This is a genomic window from Holtiella tumoricola (genome assembly GCF_027857615.1).
Classification (GTDB): domain Bacteria; phylum Bacillota; class Clostridia; order Lachnospirales; family Cellulosilyticaceae; genus Holtiella; species Holtiella tumoricola.
Genome location: NZ_JAQIFT010000021.1, coordinates 13,918 through 37,247, shown reverse-complemented (window position 1 = coordinate 37,247; position 23,330 = coordinate 13,918). Strand labels below are relative to the sequence as shown.

Annotated in this window: 23 protein-coding genes; 16 read left to right on the top strand and 7 right to left on the bottom strand. The window is 33.5% G+C overall.

The features are described 5' to 3' along the window. Positions 1-139 precede the first annotated feature (139 nt). The 3 genes from PBV87_RS05810 to PBV87_RS05800 all read right to left on the bottom strand — a co-directional run bounded on the left by PBV87_RS05810 (position 140) and on the right by PBV87_RS05800 (position 3,129). Entirely contained in the window at positions 140-805 is a 666-nt protein-coding gene (locus PBV87_RS05810; RefSeq protein WP_271011485.1) for a DUF6320 domain-containing protein, read from the bottom strand. Between the two features lie 6 nt (positions 806-811). Further along, positions 812-2,098, bottom strand: a complete 1,287-nt coding sequence (locus PBV87_RS05805; RefSeq protein WP_271011484.1) for a hypothetical protein — start codon at positions 2,096-2,098, stop codon at positions 812-814. A 146-nt stretch (positions 2,099-2,244) separates the two neighbouring features. Then, the gene (locus PBV87_RS05800) at positions 2,245-3,129 is read right to left on the bottom strand and encodes a DMT family transporter (RefSeq protein WP_271011483.1); all 885 of its coding nucleotides are present in this window, start codon (positions 3,127-3,129) and stop codon (positions 2,245-2,247) included. Between the two features lie 87 nt (positions 3,130-3,216). On the opposite strand from PBV87_RS05800, the gene PBV87_RS05795 reads away from it, so the two are divergent. Further along, complete coding sequence (locus tag PBV87_RS05795) at positions 3,217-3,873, top strand: cyclic nucleotide-binding domain-containing protein (protein ID WP_271011482.1); 657 nt, start codon at positions 3,217-3,219, stop codon at positions 3,871-3,873. A gap of 117 nt (positions 3,874-3,990) precedes the next feature. Beyond that, positions 3,991-4,590 (top strand): rhodanese-like domain-containing protein, encoded by a 600-nt coding sequence (locus PBV87_RS05790; protein ID WP_271011481.1) that lies wholly within the window; start codon positions 3,991-3,993, stop codon positions 4,588-4,590. Between the two features lie 252 nt (positions 4,591-4,842). Here the strand turns inward: PBV87_RS05790 and PBV87_RS05785 are convergent, their stop codons facing one another. Both PBV87_RS05785 and PBV87_RS05780 read right to left on the bottom strand, forming a co-directional pair. After that, a complete protein-coding gene (locus PBV87_RS05785) occupies positions 4,843-5,406 on the bottom strand; it encodes a hypothetical protein (RefSeq protein ID WP_271011480.1) in 564 nt (187 codons plus the stop codon). Between the two features lie 71 nt (positions 5,407-5,477). Next, on the bottom strand, positions 5,478-6,194 hold the full coding sequence (locus PBV87_RS05780) for a serine/threonine protein kinase (protein WP_271011479.1): 717 nt from the start codon (positions 6,192-6,194) through the stop codon (positions 5,478-5,480). Between the two features lie 433 nt (positions 6,195-6,627). Here PBV87_RS05780 and PBV87_RS05775 point away from each other — a divergent pair, with 433 nt between their 5' ends. From PBV87_RS05775 to PBV87_RS05725, 11 genes are all read left to right on the top strand, one after another. Beyond that, positions 6,628-6,849, top strand: coding sequence for a YdbC family protein (locus PBV87_RS05775; RefSeq protein ID WP_271011478.1), 222 nt, complete (start codon positions 6,628-6,630; stop codon positions 6,847-6,849). Between the two features lie 194 nt (positions 6,850-7,043). Further along, a complete protein-coding gene (locus tag PBV87_RS05770; protein WP_271011477.1) occupies positions 7,044-7,322 on the top strand; it encodes an ArsR/SmtB family transcription factor in 279 nt (92 codons plus the stop codon). A 305-nt stretch (positions 7,323-7,627) separates the two neighbouring features. Next, positions 7,628-7,816, top strand: coding sequence for a hypothetical protein (locus tag PBV87_RS05765; RefSeq protein WP_271011476.1), 189 nt, complete (start codon positions 7,628-7,630; stop codon positions 7,814-7,816). A gap of 94 nt (positions 7,817-7,910) precedes the next feature. After that, positions 7,911-9,251 (top strand): MATE family efflux transporter, encoded by a 1,341-nt coding sequence (locus tag PBV87_RS05760; protein WP_271011475.1) that lies wholly within the window; start codon positions 7,911-7,913, stop codon positions 9,249-9,251. Further along, positions 9,223-11,523 (top strand): bifunctional glutamate--cysteine ligase GshA/glutathione synthetase GshB, encoded by a 2,301-nt coding sequence (gene gshAB, locus PBV87_RS05755; protein WP_271011474.1) that lies wholly within the window; start codon positions 9,223-9,225, stop codon positions 11,521-11,523. Before PBV87_RS05760 ends, gshAB begins: the two co-directional genes overlap by 29 nt. Positions 11,524-11,733: 210 nt before the next feature. Next, entirely contained in the window at positions 11,734-12,066 is a 333-nt protein-coding gene (locus PBV87_RS05750; RefSeq protein ID WP_271011473.1) for an ArsR/SmtB family transcription factor, read from the top strand. Between the two features lie 14 nt (positions 12,067-12,080). Further along, positions 12,081-12,467 (top strand): arsenite efflux transporter metallochaperone ArsD, encoded by a 387-nt coding sequence (arsD, locus tag PBV87_RS05745; RefSeq protein WP_271011472.1) that lies wholly within the window; start codon positions 12,081-12,083, stop codon positions 12,465-12,467. 1 nt (position 12,468) lies between these two features. Then, positions 12,469-14,205 (top strand): arsenical pump-driving ATPase, encoded by a 1,737-nt coding sequence (arsA, locus tag PBV87_RS05740; protein ID WP_271011471.1) that lies wholly within the window; start codon positions 12,469-12,471, stop codon positions 14,203-14,205. 270 nt (positions 14,206-14,475) lie between these two features. Beyond that, entirely contained in the window at positions 14,476-15,546 is a 1,071-nt protein-coding gene (arsB, locus tag PBV87_RS05735; protein WP_271011470.1) for an ACR3 family arsenite efflux transporter, read from the top strand. Next, positions 15,546-15,959, top strand: a complete 414-nt coding sequence (locus tag PBV87_RS05730; RefSeq protein ID WP_271011469.1) for an arsenate reductase ArsC — start codon at positions 15,546-15,548, stop codon at positions 15,957-15,959. The genes arsB and PBV87_RS05730 overlap by 1 nt, the downstream gene beginning before the upstream one ends. A 226-nt stretch (positions 15,960-16,185) precedes the next feature. Continuing rightward, positions 16,186-17,820, top strand: coding sequence for a GGDEF domain-containing protein (locus PBV87_RS05725; protein WP_271011468.1), 1,635 nt, complete (start codon positions 16,186-16,188; stop codon positions 17,818-17,820). A 72-nt stretch (positions 17,821-17,892) separates the two neighbouring features. Here PBV87_RS05725 and nhaA read toward each other — a convergent pair whose 3' ends face one another. Then, positions 17,893-19,101, bottom strand: a complete 1,209-nt coding sequence (gene nhaA, locus PBV87_RS05720) for a Na+/H+ antiporter NhaA (RefSeq protein WP_271011467.1) — start codon at positions 19,099-19,101, stop codon at positions 17,893-17,895. Between the two features lie 257 nt (positions 19,102-19,358). Between nhaA and PBV87_RS05715 the strand changes: the two genes are divergently transcribed. Beyond that, entirely contained in the window at positions 19,359-21,068 is a 1,710-nt protein-coding gene (locus PBV87_RS05715) for an FUSC family protein (protein ID WP_271011466.1), read from the top strand. A 75-nt stretch (positions 21,069-21,143) separates the two neighbouring features. Further along, the gene (locus PBV87_RS05710) at positions 21,144-21,971 is read left to right on the top strand and encodes a MerR family transcriptional regulator (RefSeq protein WP_271011465.1); all 828 of its coding nucleotides are present in this window, start codon (positions 21,144-21,146) and stop codon (positions 21,969-21,971) included. A gap of 198 nt (positions 21,972-22,169) precedes the next feature. Here the strand turns inward: PBV87_RS05710 and PBV87_RS05705 are convergent, their stop codons facing one another. After that, complete coding sequence (locus PBV87_RS05705) at positions 22,170-22,745, bottom strand: TetR/AcrR family transcriptional regulator (RefSeq protein WP_271011464.1); 576 nt, start codon at positions 22,743-22,745, stop codon at positions 22,170-22,172. A gap of 139 nt (positions 22,746-22,884) precedes the next feature. On the opposite strand from PBV87_RS05705, the gene PBV87_RS05700 reads away from it, so the two are divergent. Beyond that, on the top strand, positions 22,885-23,295 hold the full coding sequence (locus PBV87_RS05700; protein ID WP_271011463.1) for a hypothetical protein: 411 nt from the start codon (positions 22,885-22,887) through the stop codon (positions 23,293-23,295). The last annotated feature ends 35 nt before the right edge of the window (positions 23,296-23,330 follow it).

The following is a 23,330-nucleotide window of genomic DNA, read 5'->3' as shown; positions in this document are numbered from 1 at the left end:
TTTATACAGTAAGTAAATATAAATAATATTACTATGTCGCATAGGACTTAGGTCGTATGGGACGGTAAAGGTTTTATAACAGATAAAGACCTACTTATTTGTCTAGCAATAGGCATTTAAGTAGGTCTTTTGTTATACTTTAGACATGTAATCTTCTCTTTAATTCATGATACATATTGCGTCCTTCAAAGACGATCAAAGCTGTAACAGACACAATACTTGCAATGATGCAAATCATAGAAGGAATATCAGTTTGTACAATGTCTGAGCCAATAAAAATAATGGGAATAATCCCAAACAGGGCATCTAACAAGAGATAAATCATATAATCTCCTGTTTCTAGCTTTAAAATCTTCGATAAGCTATACATAACAATCATAGCGCCTGTAAAGATAATAGGTAAGACATACGTAATGGACCAGCCATACCAACCTATACGGTAGTCTACAAAAATGGTAAAGAGAAGGATAATGAGAATTTGATATAATAGGTATTTCAAGATGTTGCGATGCTTGATGATGGCAACGACCACACTTAACCAGACACATCCTAGGGTTCCAACCACTAGAATGGACCACCAACCTTCTCGTGGCTGAAGAAAATTTATTGTTATAGAAAGAATAGAGACTGCCAAAGAGAAAAAGGTTAATACTTTAAAAAGAAGAGAGTACCTATCCTTAGTGGGTGGTAAAACTGGAAAAATCTCATCATCTTTAATCTCTGTTATCACTAATTTGTTTTGGCATAAAGGGCAGTAGGTAGCGGTTCCGACTACATTTGCCTTGCACTTTTCACAATACTTCATAGATTATCACCCTTCTTGATCCTTTGCTTCATTTCCTATATTGGTGGCTATTGTAACGTCAATGCCCATAGCAATCAGTTCTCTAAAGAAGTTTTTTTGTACTTCTGTACTTATAAAAGGAGAAGTAAAGCTCATAGAGAGTTTATCCTTATAGGAGCATACACAAACTTGTATATTGTTCGTACTGACGCATACATCGAAGGAATCAATATAGTCTTCTACCTCTTTGGGCATACGCACCTGGCCAATATTAGAAAGGACACTTGTAATTTCTTTATTCGTTAAACGATGGGCAATACGCAATGTAGGTTTTTTTAGAAATAATGGAACAACCCGTGTTGCATAATTACGTTCTAGGGAAACGAGTTTGTTCAGTCTTGCTTGAAGATGTTCCGTCGTTAATTCCTGTTTAAACATCTCATTTAAATGTTGGATGACTTGGGCTAGACTCATTTCGTCATCTTTAAAAGAATGTGAGATATTAATAACACTAAAGAAGTTTCTAGCTGAAGCAGATTGGAAATAAGTGCGGAGATTGACAGGGACTGAAAGTACAATAGGGTATTTCCTATCTCTTATGGACATTTCTTTTCCTATGGCACAAATAAGGATACTACATAAGAAGATGGTTAGAGTGGTGTTATACTTGTGAGCTTCTCTTAAGACATCTTTAACAGAAGCTGACCCATTAATCACTTGTAGTTTATAGCCTTCATGCTTTTCCCCATGTATTTTGTAAGCTTTTTTGATGGGCTTCTTTTTTAGGATTTCTCCTGTATCAAAATATTTTTTAAAGCTATCTGCTTCTCTTTGGGTTTGTGAAGCATCGTAATCAATGCTAGGTAAATGACCTGCAAAATCTTCTTGGTGTTGTATAACTAGGTAGTGTAGTACCAAAGTACGCAAAAACTGTAAGGCACCAGCACCATCTGTTAGAGCGTGATAGATTTCTAGATTAATACGATTTTTGTAATAAGTGACTTCGAAAAGAAGAGACTTTATATTTTCATCATAGATAACACTGCAAGGCAGTTTACTTTCAGGTTTGACTTCTGGTTTTAGATGTGTCGTCTCAAAGTAATACCAAAAAAGACCTTTCCTAATAATAGATGTATAGAGCGGGAAGTCCACAATAGTTTTATCTAAAGCTATTTGTAGCGCATCCGCATTAATTGTCTCTTTTAAACCACATGAAAAGCGAAAGACTTTTGTATCGTGTCGATTACTATTAGGTGGGAAAATTTTGGCTGCATTATCTAGTCGCTTCCATGATTGGCTTTTAGTACGTTTCATGAGTGATCTCCTATTTTAAAACTATTTATCCAAGTATAAGCTACTATTTACTTATTTTATCGAACTTATCTTTAAAGTTCAATCTGTTTATACAAAACTTTTTTGCCATGCCTAATATAATAGAAGATACTTGATATTAAAAATCGCTAATTTTTTTGTTTAGTAGATAGAAATAAAGTGAGAAACATATTGATTGCGATTCCTAAAGCAATCACTAAACTAGCTACAAAAGTAGTAGCGTCATAGGTATGTAATAAGACTAAATCCAGCACCATGCTCGTAAAAATTTGACCGATAAAGGAGAGAATGGTTAAAGGAAGCGCGGCAACTTTAGGGACCAAAAGGTTAAATAAGAGTACTGTAGCAACGCCGAGTACGCCACCAAGATAGATCCAAGGCCTATGTGTAAAAGGGACAAGGCTAGAGAGCTTACTGGTATCTAAGGCTAGAAAGAGCACAATGCATAGAGGTAGCCCTACTAAATGATTGACTAAAGAACTTGGTAAGATCCCAATACGATCAGCAAGTCTAGCATTGCAGGTACGAGATGCAACAATAGATAGACCAGCAATAAAGGAAAGAAGCACTGCAAGCAATCCACTTGTGGTAGAGGAATCTAGCATCATAATCATACCCAGTAGTGCTAAGCTTAGTCCTATAAGTGTATATTTTTGAAAAGGGTACTTCTTCATGCCAAACAATCCAAAGGAATCAATGAGTAGTGAGGTAAGGGTTTGACCCAGTAAGCCAATCGCGATAATACTGGTTAAACTAATCTTTCCAAAGGCAAAGTTGTTACAAAAAGTGGTCACAACGCCTAAAGCACCTCCTAGATAAAACCAAAGTGGAATCCTTTGATTAAGCTGTAAGTTTTGTTTTGTAAGTTTCATCGTTAGATAAGCAAAGAGTGAACCTACAATATGAATGATGATAGCTGCCATAAACATACCGTAGTAAGCAGTCAATTCACCATTAATGGCTACCATAATAGCAATAATCATTCCCACAAATAAGGATAAAAAAGTATACATTTAATCACCTCCTCGCCGAGTATAACAAAATAAATTGACAATCGAGTATGACAGATGTCACACTGAGATAAATAAGAGGTGATAGATATGAAAAAAGAAAAAGTTCAGCTTAGACATATAGAAAAATTATTAACTTATGGCATAACCATAGAGGATGAATCTGAGATAAGGTTATTCACCTATAAAAAGGGTGAAGAGATTTTAAGAGAAGGGTTCCCTATGGCGTATCTATTGGTTGTAGTAGGAGGAAAAGCAAAGGTATATGCCAGTGCTGCTAATGGACGTGACTTGTTACTGAGCTATTATGTAGCAGATGGTATTGTAGGAGACGTAGAGTTGATGAGTGATCAATATATTGCAAGTACAACTATGATTGCCTTAACCGATTTTGTCTGTATAGCCCTGCCCTTTAAGAGCTGGTCAGAACGACTAAAAACGAATGTTACCTTTCTCAATCACATTGGGCGTGAGCTTGCTGCAAAACTTATCAGATGCTCTAATAAAGGTGTAGCAACTGCACTACATGATGGTGAAAAACGATTGTGTACATATCTTTTACAAGTGACACCTGATGATAGACTAGATGAAACCCTAACCAATGTAGCCAGTGCAATAGGTATGAGCTACAGACATCTATTAAGGATACTAAAAGTATTATGTGAAGAAAAGATACTACAAAAAGAGGGAAAAGGGTATCGGGTGATGAATAGGCATGCATTAGAAAGTAAGGGATTTGTAGAATAAAATCACATAAAGAAGCAAATGACCAACTCAAGCCATTCAAATTCGAATAAGTTTAGTGTACAATAAGGTCAAAACCAAGAATACATAAGAAAGTGATGAAGAGAGAGGACGATAGAAATGAAAAAGCTTATTTTAATGCTGGTCATATTACTCTTTGTATTAACGGGCTGTACAAAAGAAAAAAACGTAACTTTTGAGGCACAAATAGAATCTGTGAGTGACCAGAGTATGATGGTAACCACCAGTGGAGACATAGGTTTTGATAAGGCAAGTGTTGGACTGAGCACGGCTAAAATAAAAGGTGATTTAGTAGTAGGGGGGAACGTTACGGTCACAATCCATCCAGAGATTAGAGAAACTTATCCTGTACAAGCAACAGCTATAGAAGTAGAAGTCATGGATGCCGCTTATGAAAAGATATCTGCTCAACAAGCTAAGGAAATGATAGACAAGGGTGAGTATGGTGTGATTCTAGATGTACGTACTCTAGAGGAGTATAATGAAGGCCATATAGAAGGCGCAACCCTATTACCGGATAATGAGATTAAGGATAAGGCAGAAATCACATTATATGACAAGGAAGAAGTCATTCTTGTGTACTGCAGAAGTGGTCGTAGAAGTGAAGCAGCAGCAAAAGTGCTTGTGGAGATGGGTTACACAAAGGTGTATGACTTTGGTGGCATTATTGACTGGCCCTATGAAGTAGTCAAAGAATAATAAATCTTTCTCATTCATCACATACTACTTTTGTAAAACCAAACTGAATGTAGGAGGGAACAAAGATGTCAAGTCAGAGTAACCAAAGCATTCAAAGTTCTGAGGCTTACGAAGGAAATTTATCCGAGGGCGAGCCAATTAACACGTAAGTCGCATAGGACTTAAGTCGTATGCGACGGTAAAGGTTTTATAACAGATAAAGACCTACTTATTTGTCTAGTAATAGACATTTAAGTAGGTCTTTTGTTGGTTTTATAGATTATTAAAGATATCGCTTATAAAATTTTCAAAGTTCTCTTTTTGGGTATGTTGATTGCCGAGATAAATCACTTCAGATGTTACTTTTTCATTGAGGAGGCGTGCATTTAAGTCATTCATCTTATGATAATGCCCTTTTTCATAAGCATCTCTTAGATAGGTTCCTATTTCTAGAAGAGTCTCATAATGTCTGCCATTAGAAAAACCTTCTAGTCGTCCCATTTCCTTAGCATTGTTATAAAAAAAGGGTGACTTTGCAAGCCATCCTCTTTTAGCTTCACCATTAAAAGAGGTTTCAGTTAATATGGCATTGATACGATCTGTAAATTCTACAAACCGTCCTGTATGCTGTTTAATCCCTACGATAGGATACCATAGTCCTTTTATCTTACCGTTGTTCGTTCCGGATGAACTATAGAAGGCTAAAGTGACCCGCTCTATGCCGTAGGTATATTGGATATTTACATCAATCAGTCCAATCATCCTAAAGTGAGTGGTAGAGTAGACATTTGCAATGAAACTTTGTTGGTAAAGGTTATAGATACATGTAGTATACATATCCTCCCTCCTATAATCTGGATTGTATTTAAAATAGAGGCTAATAGTTGCCTATCAGCCTCTATATGGAGTCATTTAAATGCTGTAAGATGATATAAATCTTGTTTAATGCTTTCTCCATCTTCATATTCTTTTTCGATACCCATTAGTCTCTTCAAGAAGTTTGCTTCATCTGTATTTAAAGTTAATTCTTCATACCAAGGTTTTTCTTCTAATTCATAAGGCTCATTGTAGGTAGTATAATAGAGATGAATTAAGAAATTCCCCATATACCAATAATCTACTTGCTTGACGTAGCGTTCTTTATTCATAAATCGAGCTAATCCAAAATCAATCAAAGTGAGTTCTTGGTTTTGATTTAAGATGACATTGGGAAGACGAATGTCTCTGTGTACAATTTGATGTTGATGAAGCATTTCAAGGATATCTAGAAGTTGTCCTGCAATATTATAGATCTCTGATCTGCTAAATTTATGGTGTTGCTGCATAATCAAATCTTCAAAGACAGTACCTTCCATATACTCAAGTACATAGGCTTGTAGATTTTCAGTTTTAATTTCCTCTATAAATTTAGGGATTCTAGGATCATTAATTTGCCTTAAAGTTTCAGGTTCATAAAATAATTTTTTTAAGTTCATGTGTTGCATATCCTGTTTCAATTGTTTAAGGATATACGGATGTGATTGATGATTGCGCACTAAATAGACGATACCATAACGTCCTTCACCTAGTCTTTTGGTAATCTGGTAATTTCCAATACGCTCTCCTATCTCATAGTATTTATCCATCATTTACTCATCTCTTCCATTTATCTATTGTCACATTTACCTACTGAAAGAGCGACTGTTGGAATGACTATTTGAATGACTGTTAGAGTTACTATTGGAGTTACTTCTAGAATGACTGTTAGAGTTGCTGTTGGAGTTACTGTTAGACCAGCTATAGTACTTGTGTCCTTTATAAGATTCTTTTCTTAGATATTCCATAATGTTACCCCCTTGTTTATATTTAACTATCTGTAGTGAAAGAAGATTAGAATGTAGTTATACTATATAGTATGACTTGTCTACAACTTTCGTGTATCTTGTGTCCAGTTTTATCTTATTCAAGGGAGTATAAAATAACATAAAGAAGGCAAAGTTTGATATAATAGGATTAAATGAAATACTGAGGTATGAAGCCTTTTTTAGGCAAATAAGGAATAAAAGGGAGCGTATAATTATGGCAGGAATAAAATATGAAATCAAAGCGACAGTAGGTGTTTTAGCAGAGGGTTCAAAAGGATGGAAAAAGGAACTTAACCTAATCTCTTGGAATGACAAAGAACCGAAATATGATATTCGTGAATGGGATCCGGCACATGAGAAAATGGGAAAAGGTGTAACATTTAGTAAAGAAGAGCTTGTACAGCTTAAAGAAATGTTGAATAAGATGGATTTATAGAAAGAGTATGTGGGAGCATTAGCTTGTCCATGGACATTAAGGTATATCTATTATATATTTTTATTGCGCATATATAAAAAATCATCTTGAAAAATTCCAAGACTGAGTAGATAGTAATTAGAATTTTTGATAGAATAAGGGATATTAGAATGATATAAAAACACTCTGATAAAATAAAGAACGAGGTGAATGGTGTGAGATATACTTATAGTGAGTATGTTAGTATATTCAAAGCATTAGCAGATGAGACAAGGCTAAAGATTATTCAAATGCTTTTAGATGGAGAACTTTGTGCATGTGATATTTTAGAAGCCTTTAATATTACACAACCTACATTATCATACCATATGAAGATTTTAACTGAATGTGGGTTAGTAAGAGGGGTAAAAGATGGCTCTTGGATGAAGTATACTGTAAATAATGAGCGATTGATGATGATTAACGATGTTTATAAATGTATAGAGAAAAGATAGGCATAAAATTATGCCTATCTTTTATTTTATCCAGAATAAAATAGCACACAAAACGTATATATAGAATATTTTTAATATATCAACATTATAGATCTTGAAACAGTGTGAATTGAGAATGTTATTTATAGATGATTATCTATAAATAACACAAAAATAACTTGAGGAGAAATAGAGGATGAAATGAAAATACAAAACATATTGACAATCATCTATATGAATGTTAAGGTTGATATAGATAATCATCTATATGTTGGGAAATATTAGAGAAAATTTGATCAATAATAAGCAATAAGGAGGAATAGCGAATGAATGGGGTTATAGCAGTATGGGAATTCATTCAAGATCAGATTTTAGGGATGCAATGGCTAAATAGTGTCATAGGATGGATGCTATCGATAGTAGGAGTAGATATAACAAGTAAAGCGCTATCATATGGAAAATTACTTACACCGGATCAAATTATCAATTATATTGAAAGGTGCAGTAATGCATAGGTCAGTTGGCTTAAGAGGCTCAACTGACCTTTTAATAGTTTTAAATAATCCTGACATACTAAAAATATAAAATTTAAATCAATCTGGAGACAAAATGAAAAAGACAGATTTAACAAAAGGAAATGTATTAAAAGTATTAACTGCACTTGCTCTGCCTATTATGGGTGGTTCTCTTCTTCAGTTTGCCTATAACCTAGTAGATATGTTATGGGTAGGGAGACTGGGAACAGATGCTGTTGCCAGTATTGGGTCATCTAGCTTCTTTATTGGACTTGGATACTCTATTAATGCCTTAGTTGTTATTGGTGGTGGTATAAAGGTAGCTCATGCAATAGGAAAGCAAGATGAGCAAGAGACAAAGGCCTATATCAATGCTAGTTTAGCACTGAATGCCATTATAGGATTTATTTATGCCATTATTTTGATTGTATTAGGAAAGAACTTCATTAGTTTTCTACAGCTTGGAAATATGAACGTAGAAAAAAATGCATATCTTTATTTAGCTTATAGTGCACCTATGCTGTTCTTTGCTTTCTTTAATATACTTTTTACTAGATTACTAGGGAGTTTTGGGAACAATAAAGAAGCTTTTAAAATTAGTGCAATTGGAATTATGATCAATATTATTTTAGATCCTTTATTAATATATGGATTAAAAATGGGCGTTTTAGGAACGGCTGTTGCAACACTTATTGCTAATGCTGTTATGTTCTTCCTATTTTTATATAAAGGGAAAAATCTACTTTTCTTTGATAAAAAAGTAGGGATAGCCTATGAAAAAATTAAAGAGATTATAAAACTTGGTTTTCCAATGGCTTTTCAAAGAATACTGTTTACCCTAGTTAATATTGTACTTGCAAGAATTATAGCAGTTTTTGGATCAGAGGCTATAGCAGCTCAGAAGATAGGTGTACAAATTGAAGCAGTAACCTATATGATTATAGGTGGGTTAAATGGAGCTGTAGCGAGTTTTACGGGGCAAAATTTTGGGGCGAAGCAATATGATAGGATTCATAAAGGATACAGGACAGCGTTAGGAATAGGCGGTATTTATGCCTTCATAACAACAATAGTATTCCTCCTGATACCTAATGCTATTGTAAAACTTTTTATTAATGAACCAAGTACAATAGAGATTGCAAGTAGTTATTTACGTATTATTGCCCTTTCCCAGGTATTTAGTGCACTAGAAATGATTACAAATGGATTGTTTACTGGAATAGGTATACCTAAAGTATCTGCTAATATTAGTATTGCATTTACGGTACTTCGTATACCTATGGCACTTATGCTTATACAAATTTGGGGGATCAATGGTATATGGTGGAGCATTACGTTTTCTAGTTTATTAAAAGGTGGAGTAGCCTACTTATTTTATAAAATAAAAGTACAAACGAGGTATCAAAATGATGAAACAAATCCAACAAGTATTTAATACACGCAACTTTTTTAGAGGAAACTTTGGAGTAGAGAGAGAGGGGCTAAGATGTGATGACAAGGGACATTTGGTTTATACACCTCATCCAGAGGTATTTGGAGAGAAACTTCTTAATCCTTATATCACAACGGACTTCTCAGAGAGTCAAGTTGAACTAATAACACCTGTTTTTCAATCAATAGATGAGACGTATGCATTTTTAGAGGGGCTTTATGATATCGTGGCTATGGAAATTAAAGATGAATATATATGGCCTCAGTCTATGCCATGTATTATTCCGGAAGATAATGAAATTCCACTTGCTACTTTTTGTGAATGTAAACCTGGGCAAGAAGCTTATAATTATCGAAAAAAATTATTAGCTAAGTATGGTGGGAAAAAGCAATTACTATCAGGTATTCATTATAACTTCTCATTTGATGAAGAACTTATTAAAGAACTCTATAAAAAAGCTACAACAGATAAAAGTTATAGAGCGTTTCGGGATGAACTCTATTTAAAGGTGGCTAGAAATTATTTGCGTTATAGATGGTTGCTTATTTATTTACTAGGAAGTACGAGTGTCATTCATGAAAGCTATGTAGAAGAATGTGTTAAACAACTAGAAGAGGTGAATGAGGAGAGTTACAGCAACAAAGGGGCCTTGTCATATCGCAATAGTGAATGCGGCTATACTAATAAAGTCGAACTCTTTCCCAATTATGACAGCGTAGAGAAATATATAGTCAGTGTAAAAGCATTTATAGAAGAAAGCTTAATTGAAAGTCCAAAGGAGCTATATAGCCAAATTAGACTTAAAGCTCATAATAATAAAGTGTTTCTAGAATCATTACAAGAAGAAGGTATTGCTTATCTGGAGTATAGAAGTATAGATATTAATCCATTTGATAAAGCAGGAATTAAGAAAGATGACCTTTACTTTATGCATCTTTTCAATCTTTTCTTATTGTTTAAAGAAGAGAGTGAATATGTCAATTGGCAAGAAGAAGCTCTTCAAAATCAAAGAAGTATAGCTCGATTTGGCCAAAAGAATATAACACTCTTAAAAGATGGAGAATCGATTCAAAAAGAAACTTGGGGTATTGAAATTCTTGAGCAAATTAAAGAAATCGATAAAGTACTAGATCTTGGGCAAGAAGTACTGATAGACCAAATGATGATAAAGATAAAGGATTATAGACAAACTTATGCTTATCAGATTATAGGAGCTGTTAAGAAAAAGGGCTATATAGAAGCTCATTTAGATTTAGCTAAACAATATAAGCAAGAAGCATATAATAATCGCTATAAGCTAAGAGGGTATGAGGATTTAGAACTGTCTACTCAGATTCTTATGAAAGAAGCTATTACAAGAGGTATTAAGGCCGAGATAGTAGATAGACAGGAAAACTTTATCCGATTAGAAAAAGGTACGAATATTCAATACGTTAAACAGGCGACCAAGACTTCTAAAGATAACTATGTAACAGTTCTGATGATGGAAAATAAAACAGTAACGAAAGAGGTACTAGATAGACAAGGAATTAAGGTACCAAAAGGCACATGTTTTGACAGTTTAGAACAAGCATTGCAAGCTATTCAAGGTTTTGTCAATAAACCTATTGTAATTAAGCCTAAATCTACTAACTTTGGTATAGGTATTAGCATTTTCCCAGAAGGAGGAGTTAAAGATGATTTAGAGCAAGCAGTCCGCATTGCTTTTCTTCATGATCAAACAGTTCTGATAGAGGAGTTTATAGCAGGGAAAGAATATCGATTCTTGGTAGTAGATGATCAGGTAGTAGGAATTTTACATCGTGTACCGGCTAATGTTAAAGGAGATGGTTTGCATTCTATAGGGGAACTAGTAGAAATTAAAAATCAAAATCCTCTTAGAGGTAAAGGATACAAGACACCGCTAGAAAAAATAAATTTAGATGAGAGTGCAGGGCTATTTCTGAAGCAAAGAGGGATGAACTTTGAAAGTATCCCAAGTAAGGGGGAAGTTATATACTTGAGAGAAAACTCTAATATCAGTACAGGAGGAGACAGTATTGACTATACAGATGTGATTCCAGACTATTATAAGAGAATAGCAGTAGAATCAGCTAAGGCAATAGGAGCTAGAATATGTGGTGTAGACATGATGATAGAAGATTATAAGTGTGAAGATAATAAGTATGCTATTATTGAACTAAACTTTAATCCGGCTATTCATATTCATAGTTATCCATCTAAGGGGATAGAACGAAAGATTGCAAGTAAAGTGATAGAATTATTAGGTTATTAAAATGAGTATATGCCATCTCTAGATGGCATATTTTTTTTGAGGACATTCACAGCTTGAAATAAATAGAATAAACTAGGTATATATAGATGATTATTGATATATACTGTTAATAGAACTATATAAAATCAAAATAAAACTTGTATTTATATAGATGTATATCTATAATTGTATATAGAAGATTATCTATATATGTTTTAAAAGGAGGTAAGTATGAATCAAAATTACGAAGAAAGTTCTAAGATACTTAAAGCATTAGCAGATCCTAATAGACTTAAGATTATAGACATTCTTTCTTGTGGGGAAGAGTGTGCTTGCACGATTTTGGAGAAGTTTGATTTTACACAGCCTACACTTTCGCATCATATGAAAATATTAATGGAGTGTGGTCTTGTTACGAGTAGAAAAGAAGGCACTTGGACTAAATATTCACTAGATATTGCACAAGCAAATAGAAGTATTTTAGCTCTTATGCAAATTATAACACCTACTGAAGATTGTATATGTAAAAGCTGTAATCATGAAAAGAATACTGAATGCAAATAATAGGAGGCAGTAAAATGAAAAAAATGATTATTTTTGATCCTACAATGTGTTGTTCAACTGGGTTATGTGGGCCAGGAGTGGATCCTGAACTTTTAAGAGTTTCAACGGTATTAAGTAATTTGAAACAAAATGGCATTAATATAGAACGTTACAATTTAAGCCATAATCCAGAAGCTTTTATACACAACCAAACCATTAATCACCTTTTAAACCAATATGGAGTAAGCGTTTTACCAGCAACTTTAATAGGAGATGAAGTGATTAAAATGGGGGGATATTTATCTAATGAAGAGTTTAGCCATTACTTAGGAGTCCCTGAAAGCTATCTAGCACCAGTTGTCAAAAAAGCTACTGTACAAAAAGCATCTAAAGGATGCAATTGTAAAGGTGGGGGTTGTTAAAATGTTTGATCCTAATGGCCTTAAGCTTACAAAGTACCTATTTTTTACGGGAAAAGGTGGAGTTGGTAAAACTTCTACAGCTTGTGCTACTGCTATTCGTTTAGCAGATCAAGGAAAGAAGATTATGCTTGTGAGCACAGATCCAGCATCTAATTTACAAGATGTTTTTTCTACGGATCTGGATAATAAAGGGACGCCTATTAAAGAGGTGCCAAATCTTATTGTAGCTAATTTTAATCCTGAAGATGCTGCAAAAGAGTACCGTGACAGTGTTATAGCACCTTATAAGGAGAAGCTTCCTGAATCTGTTATTATCAATATGGAGGAACAACTTTCTGGGTCTTGTACTGTTGAAATAGCTGCTTTTAATGAGTTTTCTAATTTCATTACAGATGAAAAAGTGGAGAAGGAATTTGACCATATCTTATTTGATACAGCTCCTACAGGCCATACTCTTAGGATGCTACAACTTCCAGCGGCTTGGAGTAACTTTATTAGTGAGAATACACATGGAGCATCTTGTCTTGGTCAATTAGCAGGACTAGAAAGTAAAAAAGAAGTGTATAAGCGGGCAGTAGAAACACTTGCAAATCCACAAAGAACTACACTTGTTTTAGTAGCAAGACCTGAGGATACCCCTTTAAAAGAAGCTGAAAGAGCTTCTAGGGAATTGAAAGAGATAGGTGTTAATAATCAGATACTCATTATAAATGGGGTCTTACAGAAAGCAAATGATTCACTTTCAAGACACATTGCATCAAAACAACAAAAAGCCTTAAATGATATGCCAAAAGATTTAAGAAAACTTAATAGATTTGAAATTCCTCTAAGACCGTATAATGTAACTGGTATTGAGAATGTAAGAGCACTTCTAACAGATGAGCATATTAAGTTTGGAACAGAAGCATTACAAGTTAAGGATATGCTCGGCTTAAAAGATATCGTAGAAGATTTAGCGACTTCCAATAAAAAAGTTATTTTTACTATGGGAAAAGGTGGAGTTGGAAAGACGACGATTGCTGCTGCTATTGCACTAGGATTAGCACAAAAAGGTAAAAAAGTTCATCTAACAACAACAGACCCTGCTGCCCATTTGAAATTTGTATTACAAGATAATAAGGACATTACACTTAGTAGAATAGATGAAAAAGAAGAACTGGCAAAGTACAAAAAAGAAGTGCTCAGTAAGGCTCGTGAGACAATGAGTGAAGAAGATATAGAGTATATTGAAGAGGATCTAAGGTCTCCTTGTACTCAAGAAATTGCTATATTTAGGGCTTTTGCTCAGATTGTTGAACGATCTGAAAATGAAGTAGTTGTTATTGATACAGCCCCTACAGGTCATACATTACTCTTGCTTGATTCTACTCAGAGCTACCATAAAGAGATTAAACGTTCACAGGGGGATATCCCAGAATCAGTTAAACAATTGTTACCTAAGCTTCGTAATAAGGAGCATACAGAGGTTATTATTGTGACGTTGGCGGAGGCAACTCCTGTTTATGAAGCACTACGTTTAGAAACTGATTTAAAAAGAGCTAATATTTACAGCAATTGGTGGGTGATTAACTCAAGTTTGTATGCTACCCATACAACAAATACAGTCTTGAAAGCGAAGGCAAGTCATGAGGTTGCATGGATTAATAAAGTCAATGAGATTTCAAATGGAAACTTTGCTATTATAGATTGGAAAATGGATGATATTAAGAATGAAAAGTTATTAAGTTTATTAAAGTAGGGATAAAGACACAGAGGAATAATATATGAGATTTACAGTAATAGGAGATATTTATAGCAATATTGATGCACTAAGGAGTGTTTTAGAAGATATTAGAGAGAGAAAATAGGTCATACCTTAGAGAACTGCCACAATCTTTAAATTTTAAACATGGTGCATCAGAAATTGTGGTAGTTCATGGTAGTCCTAGAAGTATCAATGAGTATCTCTATGAATCTTCGAAAGCATTAGATGAAATAAACAAGGATTTTAAGACTAGGAGGGGGAAAAATGAGTACTGATAAAAAGAATAAAACGGAGGGAATTGGATTTTTTGAGAAGTATCTTACGATATGGGTTATTCTATGTATGGTAGTAGGTGTGCTTATTTCTAAGTTTTTACCAATTATACCAGAATTTTTGAATAAGATGGAGTATGCCAATGTATCTATTCCAATTGCAATTTTAATTTGGTTAATGATTTATCCGATGATGCTCAAGGTTGATTTTAAGAGTATTGTAAATGTAGGGAAGAATCCTAAGGGACTTGTAGTGACATGGGTGACTAACTGGCTTATTAAACCTTTCACTATGTATGGTATTGCTTTTATATTCCTTTATGTTATTTTTAAAGGTGCTATACCACCAGATTTAGCAAGAGATTACTTAGCAGGAGCGGTTCTTCTAGGAGCAGCACCATGTACAGCTATGGTCTTTGTATGGAGTCATTTAACGAAAGGTAACCCGGCTTATACACTTGTACAGGTAGCTACAAATGACCTCATCATTTTAATAGCATTTGTGCCTATTGTAGGATTTTTACTTGGGATAGGAGGAATCAGCATTCCATGGGCAACGCTCTTCTTATCAGTTGTATTATTCGTAGTCATTCCACTTGCAGGAGGTATGATTACAAGACACTTAGTGATTAAGCATAAGGGTGAAGATTACTTAGAGAATGTTTTTATTAAAAAATTTAGCAATGTAACGATAATAGGCTTATTATTGACACTTACTATTATCTTCTCATTCCAAGGCGATGTGATATTAGGCAATCCACTTCACATTGTATTAATTGCAATCCCATTAATTATTCAGACATTCCTTATATTCTTTATTGCCTATGGTTGGGCCAAAGTATGGAAGTTAGAGCATAGTGTTGCGGCACCAGCAGGAATGATAGGAGCAAGTAATTTCTTTGAATTAGCCGTAGCCGTAGCTATAGCTGTATTTGGTGCTCAGTCACCAGTAGCACTAGCTACTATTGTAGGGGTACTTGTAGAAGTACCTGTTATGTTAATTTTAGTTAAAATTGCAAACAATACCAGAGGATGGTTTGATAAAGAGGAGAATATAAACTAATGAGTAAAGTAAAAGTTGCATTTATATGTGTTCATAATTCTTGTAGATCTCAAATGGCAGAGGCACTAGGAAAACACCTTGCTTCAGATACATTTGAAAGTTATTCAGCAGGGACAGAATTACGCCCACAAATTAATCAAGATGCTGTAAGAATTATTAAGGATTTACACAATATCGATATGAATGAGACACAAAAAAGTAAATTGCTAAATGATATTCCTGAAGTAGATGTAGTTATTACTATGGGGTGTAATGTGGCGTGTCCATCATTGCCATCTAGATATAGAGAGGATTGGGGACTTGAAGATCCATCAGGAAAAACTGATGAAGAATTCATCAAGACAGCCAAACTTATAGAAGAAAAAGTAATTGATCTTAGAGAACGACTCTCTAATAATGAAATATTAATCTAATGAGAATACCTATACTCTAAAATATTGGAGTATGGGTATTTTTTTGCATCTTTTAAAATAATATGACATCTATTTTGATTTACCTGAGTAAATTTTCTGTAGCTCAGAATAGGTTCTTTTATGTTGATATATCTTGTTGGAGCTTAGTTGCTTTTTAAAAAATTTCTGATAAAATAGAAGAGAAAAAATTGTACTAATATAGAAAGGTATACATATAACTAAAACCATGAAAAGAAAAGGGCTGAATGGAAAGATAGGTAAAGTGGGACCAGATAAGATCGCCAGAGTACTTTATGCTACGGTGATAGGGATCACAGTGCTTTTTTTAATAGGTATATCAATTTCTCAAAATATAGAGGTATATATGGCAAGGTCTAATGCTGACTATGCAGTTATGCAAGAGACCGAAAGTCGTATGGTGATAGCAGAAGATACCCCTCTAGGGATGAAGAGGGAGTATAGATGGGTACAAGGAGCCATTTCGCCAGGTGAAAATTGCTTGGCATTTTATGTCGTACATCAATATGTAGAAGTTTATTTTGATGGAGAGTTGATGTATCATCTGAAGTTAAGAGATGATAATAAAATAGGGAAAACAACTGCAAGTAACTGGATTATGATACCGCTTTATCCAGAGGATGAGGGAAAAGAAATATGTGTAACAATTACGCCGGCTTATGAGGTTGTTCGCAATAGATCGGTAAACTTTTATGTAGGCTCTAAATTTAGGATATATTTTGATCAGTTGAAAAATGATCTCCCACAGATTGTATTAAGTCTGCTTGCAATAGGAATAGGAAGTGTTTTTATTATTATTTCCATGTTTCATAAACATAGAGGGAAAGAGAATGCAAACTTGACTTATTTGGGTATCTTTTCTTTTGCTATAGGACTTTGGAAGCTGACAGATATACGTTTTGCCTCACTCATGTTTCCTCAAAATCCTCTGGTGTTATCTTATATTTCTATAAGCATGCTCGCCGTGGGTGTGGCACCCTGGATGCTAAGTATCAAAAAGCAATTTTTAAAGAAATCTTATAGTTTATTAGAATGGATTAGTGTACTTGCATGTACAGCGGCACTGATTATTATGATACTGCAAATGACAAATATTGCAGATTTGCGAGAAACACTATGGATTACCCATATAGTCGTTGGGGTGATTGTGGTAACCATTGTGGGAGCGGCTATCTATGAAGGGAAAAAAGTACGTATAACTAAAAAAGCAAAAATACTCTATGCATGTCTTTTACTATGTGCAGTAGGTGCAATTCTAGATCTGTTAGTTTATTATATTCAGGGAAATTCCTCTGGCATTTTATGTGCACTTATAGCAGTTTTGATTTATATTATTACTATGGGTTATATCTCCATTAATGAAATCAATCAAAAAGCCAATATAGATATGCATACAGGGCTATCTAATAAAAGTCGTTGTAATGAGATACTAGAAGAAAATGAAGTGATACAAGGGCCACTTGGAATTATTATGTTTGACTTGAATGGACTCAAGCAAGCCAATGATCTATTCGGACACGAAACAGGTGATCTATTAATTGCAGAATTTGCTCATATAGTAAGAAGCAATATAGCCAGTCGAAATTTTGTAGGCCGGTATGGTGGAGATGAATTTATTGCTGTTATCAAAGAGGAAAATAAGCAATCTATAGATCAAGCCTTACATGATATTGCGCAAGCTGTAGCAAAATATAATGAAAAAGATTCTAGAGTAGCTATAAGTTATGCAAGTGGATATGCCTTAGATATAGATTATCCAGGATGTACACTGCGAGAACTATTAAAAAAGGCTGATGATAATATGTACAAAGATAAAAAGGTAGCTCATGATACGATGAGCTGATAGAGAGAGACAAAAAACGTATAGCATTAGAGCGTTGATCTAGTGCTATACGTTTTTTTGTGGTTCAAGATATTATGCTGCTTCATTAGATTCCAAAAGAGAGGTTTGAGTAAGCAGGTTTTTCTTGCTGCTATATTCCTTCTTGCTGGTAAACGTAGCAACTATATAAGTGGTGAAGATAGAGAGAATAGAAGCTATAAGGATAGATATCTTGGCTATATTAATAAATTGTGGTGTAGAGCGAAATGCTATTTCAGCTACGAATATGGCCATAGTGAATCCTATACCTGCAAGTAAAGAAACTGAGAATATAGACGTCCAAGTAGAACCTTGTGGTTTTTCTGTTAGGCCTAGCTTAGAAGCAACAAAAGTAAACAACATAATACCCAGAGGCTTACCCACTGATAAGGCTACAATTGTACCGAGTGCTAATGTACCAGCAGAATTAAAATCAAGATTGCTGCTTAATCGTATAGCTGTATTAACTAATGCAAATAGGGGTAGTATCAATAGATTACACATAGGGTTAAGAATATGTTCTAACTTATGGGACATGGATTCTTTTTCTTTTTTTAATATATGTGTAGGAATAGTCATAGCTAATAGTACCCCGCTTATTGTAGCGTGCACGCCACTGGCATAGATTAAGAACCATATGACTAATCCTATTAATAAATAAGGTGTAATTTTATTAACTTTAAAGATATGATTCATTATAAATAATAGACCTACAAGAATAAGTGCTGCAAAGAAAAAGCTATAATGAATGGTTGAAGAATAGACAATACCTATTACGAATATAGAGATTAAATCATCAACGACTGCTAATGATAATAAGAATATTTTGAGTGAAGGATTTAATTTGTTTTGTAACAACATAAATACACCAATAGCAAAAGCGATATCTGTTGATATAGGCACGCCAATACCACGTTCAAAAGGTGTTCCTATATTAAATACCATAAATATAATAGCAGGCACAATAACACCGCCAAGAGCTGCAATTACAGGAAAAGAAGCTTTTTTCAGACTAGATAAGTGTCCATATAAGATTTCTTCTTTTATTTCAAGTCCTACAAACAAAAAGAATATGGCCATTAAAAAATCATTAACGAACATATGTAGGTCAAAGTGATTGAATAATTTTATCTCGCTAAGTAGATGCTCATACGGAATAGCTAAAGGACCATTAGCTAATACTAATGATACCAATGTTGCCAAGATAAGTAGCACACCAGGAAATACTTCAGAATGAATTAAATTTTTTGCACGATCTTTCATGAGAATCCCTTTCTAATTTCTATAATTCAAGTAAATTTTGTAAGTGTATAAGCAACGTCGTTTATCAGTGAGACATACTACTCTTATAAAAATTAATTGTCAATAGAGAAAATGAAAGAATGACTAATCCGAGTTAATCTGTATTATTTTAAAATAAATAGAAAATTTAAATATGAATTGACTAGGGGGGAACACCCTGGTGTATGATGGTGTTTAATGTGAAAAATATAGAAATAATAGAAAAGGAGTGCATAGATTTGAATATAAAATATATTATATCCAAAACAATAACATTTATTGGAATCGTCATCCCTATTATGCTCTTTAATGGGATCTTTGGAGATGAAAATCTATTAATTGGTGTCATGTCTGTTGCGTTAATGTTGATGCTTTTAGAAAGGGACTTGACCGTACATCCTGTTAAACATACTTTACAGTTAGTAGGACTTAATCTAGTAATGGGAATTGCTGCATTTATTGCTACAAGCAATTTGTGGTTAGCGATACCGATTAATTTAGTACTCATTTTTATACTGGGACATTCATTACTTTATGATTTGAAAAAACCAATATATATGCCTTTTATATTACAGTATTTATTTATTTTATTTACACCTATCACTCTTAATCAATTACCAAAGAGATTACTTGCTCTTGTTGTAGGTGCATTAATTATTATGCTTGTACAGATCCTTGTAAATAGAAATAAATTAACTCAAGCAGGGGATAAACTCATAGAACAAGTTATTCAAAGCCTTATGAAGAAAATTGAAGATATGAGAAAGGGGATATCAGATAGCGAAGATGAAATCGCAGGATTATTGCGAGAGCTTAGAAAAATGATATCTGATAGAAGGAAAGATGAACTGCATCTGACAGAAGAAGCAAGAATTAAGCTTAGTTTATCTGTTGCCTTAGAAAAAATAGCTCTTAGTTTAGAAAAGATGGATTATATAGATTTACAAAAAGAATGTGTAGAAGATGTCTATCAGTTTTTAGATTTAGCAAAAGATGTCTTTAAAGATAAAACTAAAATAGAACAAATCAATCATTTGGGTAAAAACTTAGTAAGTAAATATGATAAAGAAAAAGTATCTGATCAGGTTGCAGTAGAGATGGGCTATAACATAGCCTTTTTAAATGACTCGTTACAAGAACTGCATATGTTAGATAAAGATAAATATAACTTGGTCAAGAATGTGGAAGAGGTTTCTACAAGATACCAGTGCTTATTTAACAAAAAATATATCAAGATAGATACAGTCAAGTTTTCATTTGCTACACGTTTAGCTATTGGAATCACGCTGACAACCTTTATGAGTCAGTATTTTAATTTAGCGCAAGGTAAATGGATGGTATTTACCATCCTTGCATTAGTTGTTCCTATTTATGAAGTGTCTAAACAAAAATCTAAAGATAGAGTCATTGCAACAATTACAGGCGGTATTTTGGCACTTATTCTATTTAGTATTTTTACAGATACTTTGACTAAGGTTATACTACTATTACTTGTGGGATATATTAATATGTACTTTACAAGATATAGATATACAAGCATTTTGTATACAACGTTAGCTATTGGGGCGGCGTCTTTAGCAGGAGAAATACAGGTGCTTACCATAAATAGAATCATCTTTGTTATTGTAGGATTAGTCATGGCAACACTTATTAATAAGCTGATTTTACATTATAACCTAGAAGATAATAATAATTACCTTATTCATATGTATCAAGCGACAATTGACGAAATGAAAAAAGAAGCCCAATTCTTAATGGAAGGGCAAGCGAGTAAATATAGTATCAAAAATCTACTCATTATCACTTCAATGATTGAAGATAAACTTCTGATGAATAATCAAATCTTAGAAGATAATCAAATAGAAGTCAAATTAGATGAATCTAGAGCATTAATAAGTGATATTTATCACTTTTATATATGTAAAAGTCAAGCAGAGGTTTATCAATAACTATCCATTGAAATTACAAGAAGTAGGGTTTAGACCTAGAGCGAGAAAAGTAGATGCTGAAGGGAAGGATAGTAGATGGTTTTAGATAGAGAGGAATACTTTTTTAAACCTAGATATAAAATAGGAGAGGTTTGCAAGGCTTTAGGTACGACTAAAGATGCTTTGAGATATTATGAAAGTAGTGGCATTCTAGTGCCCAAAAGAAATGAACATAATGGTTATAAATATTATTCTATTGCTGATCTTGAAATTTTAAATGTTACTTTATTTTTACGAGCAATAGAGGTACCTATTCAAGAAATTCCAAGATTTCTACAATGCAAAGATAGGGATTCTTATGGGGAACTTCTAGATGAACAAATTGAGAAAGTAACACAAAGAATTAATTATTGGACATATATAAAAACGCTCCTTAGTTATTTCCAAAAAGCTTTAGAGGATTATAAACAAGATCCTAATGCAGTTACACTTGTTAAAGATGTTAAATTCAAATTTCATAAAGGGCAATTTGATTATGAAAAGGGTGATATAGAAAAAATGGCAGCCTCTAAAAATGCTACAATAGGAACTTACCATATTTCAAAATTAAAGATAGTAGGTAAGAATTGGATTCTAACAAATAGAGAAGATCTATCAGATATGATTATAGGCCATTTGTGTGACGAAAACGATACCACGGAAGATGTATCTACATGTACATTACCTCAAGCACTTCTTATAACTACTTTAGAGTCATTAGATAAGTTACCAACGATCGTTAAAAGTATATGGGAACAATATGAAAAAGAGTATGAGTTTGCAGATAAAGTTTATTTTGTAGAACATGCCTTTTTTAATGTATTTAATCAAGGGGAACTATTAAGAAATATCTATTTACCTATAGTGAGAACGAAAGTATCATAGAGGGATTCCTTTAGGTATCCTATAGGTGTCAATTTAAATACAACTTTAATAAGGACCTTCTATTGGATATATTACAGGATATATACAGTAGAAGGTCCTTATTGTGTTAGACAATTTATAAGGAGATATAAAGTTGAAAATTGTCTAACACAATAAGAAAAGTTTAGAACACAGACCTAATATTAAAAATCAGAAAGATTATATAAACAAGGTGAATTTATAAGATTCTTTTACTTGTAACTCAATGATTTCAGCTAATGTATCAGGAGGAATATCTTTCCCGTTTTTAATCCACTCGGTTAAAATACTCATACAATTTGCTATACGCATTTCAATAAAATAATTGAGATGGGTACAAATAATTTCATTTTCTTTAATCGTAGAAGATTGAATGAAAAAATCAACTTCTGCAGCTAAGCATTCCTTAATGATGTTTTCACGATGGGCTTTTACAAGGAGCTCTATAATCTCTGAATGCTCATACCAGTATCGGAGAAAAGGCTTAAGAAAAGTTCTACTCTCCAAAGGGTTTAAAAGATAGTAATCAATACAGTAAGCGCGGAAATGGCTAAAAGCATCTAGACATCGGAGCCTTAAAACATCGTCTATGGAATCAAAGTTTCGATAAAAGGTGGTTCTACCAATATTAGCTGTATTAACAATTTCAGTAATCGTAATTTGTGAGTAGTCTTTTTCAGTCATAAGCTGTTTTAAGGCTTCATAAATCCAATCACTAGACTGGATAGACCGTTTATCTCTCTTTTTCTGATACATATTATATCCTCCTGTACCACAAGTCTTTAAAGTATTGATTGCAGCTATTTTAAATTATATAATACAGTCAAATTAGGAACAAGTGTAACGAAAAATAGGTATGAAGGGAAGAAATTAAATGGATATTTTATCACTGGTAATGATTGTATTTATTCTATTAGAAACATCCAATATAATCATTTTATATTTCAAGCCAGACTCAAAACTCGGCAATGGAGTTGCTGTATTTAATGGATGGGAGGAATCTAAAAAGGATAAAGATATGCATGAGTTTGTTAAATATTTAGTCTATTGGGTAGCAGGGACAAAGCTAATCTTTATTGTGTTACTTCTTGTCATATTATTTACGGGAAGTTCACTCACCAAGATACTGAGTGTAGTGGCTCTAATACTATCTATTGGTTCATTTTATTGGAAACTCTACCCCATTATTAGAGGATTGGACAAAAAGGGGAAAATAACACCATATGGTTATTCTAAGAAGCTCAGCTTGATGATAGCTGGATTTATGATCATGTTTAGTTTAGCAATGATCATATATCTTATTTAAAAGAAGTACCTAATAAATGAATATTATAAGGAGAA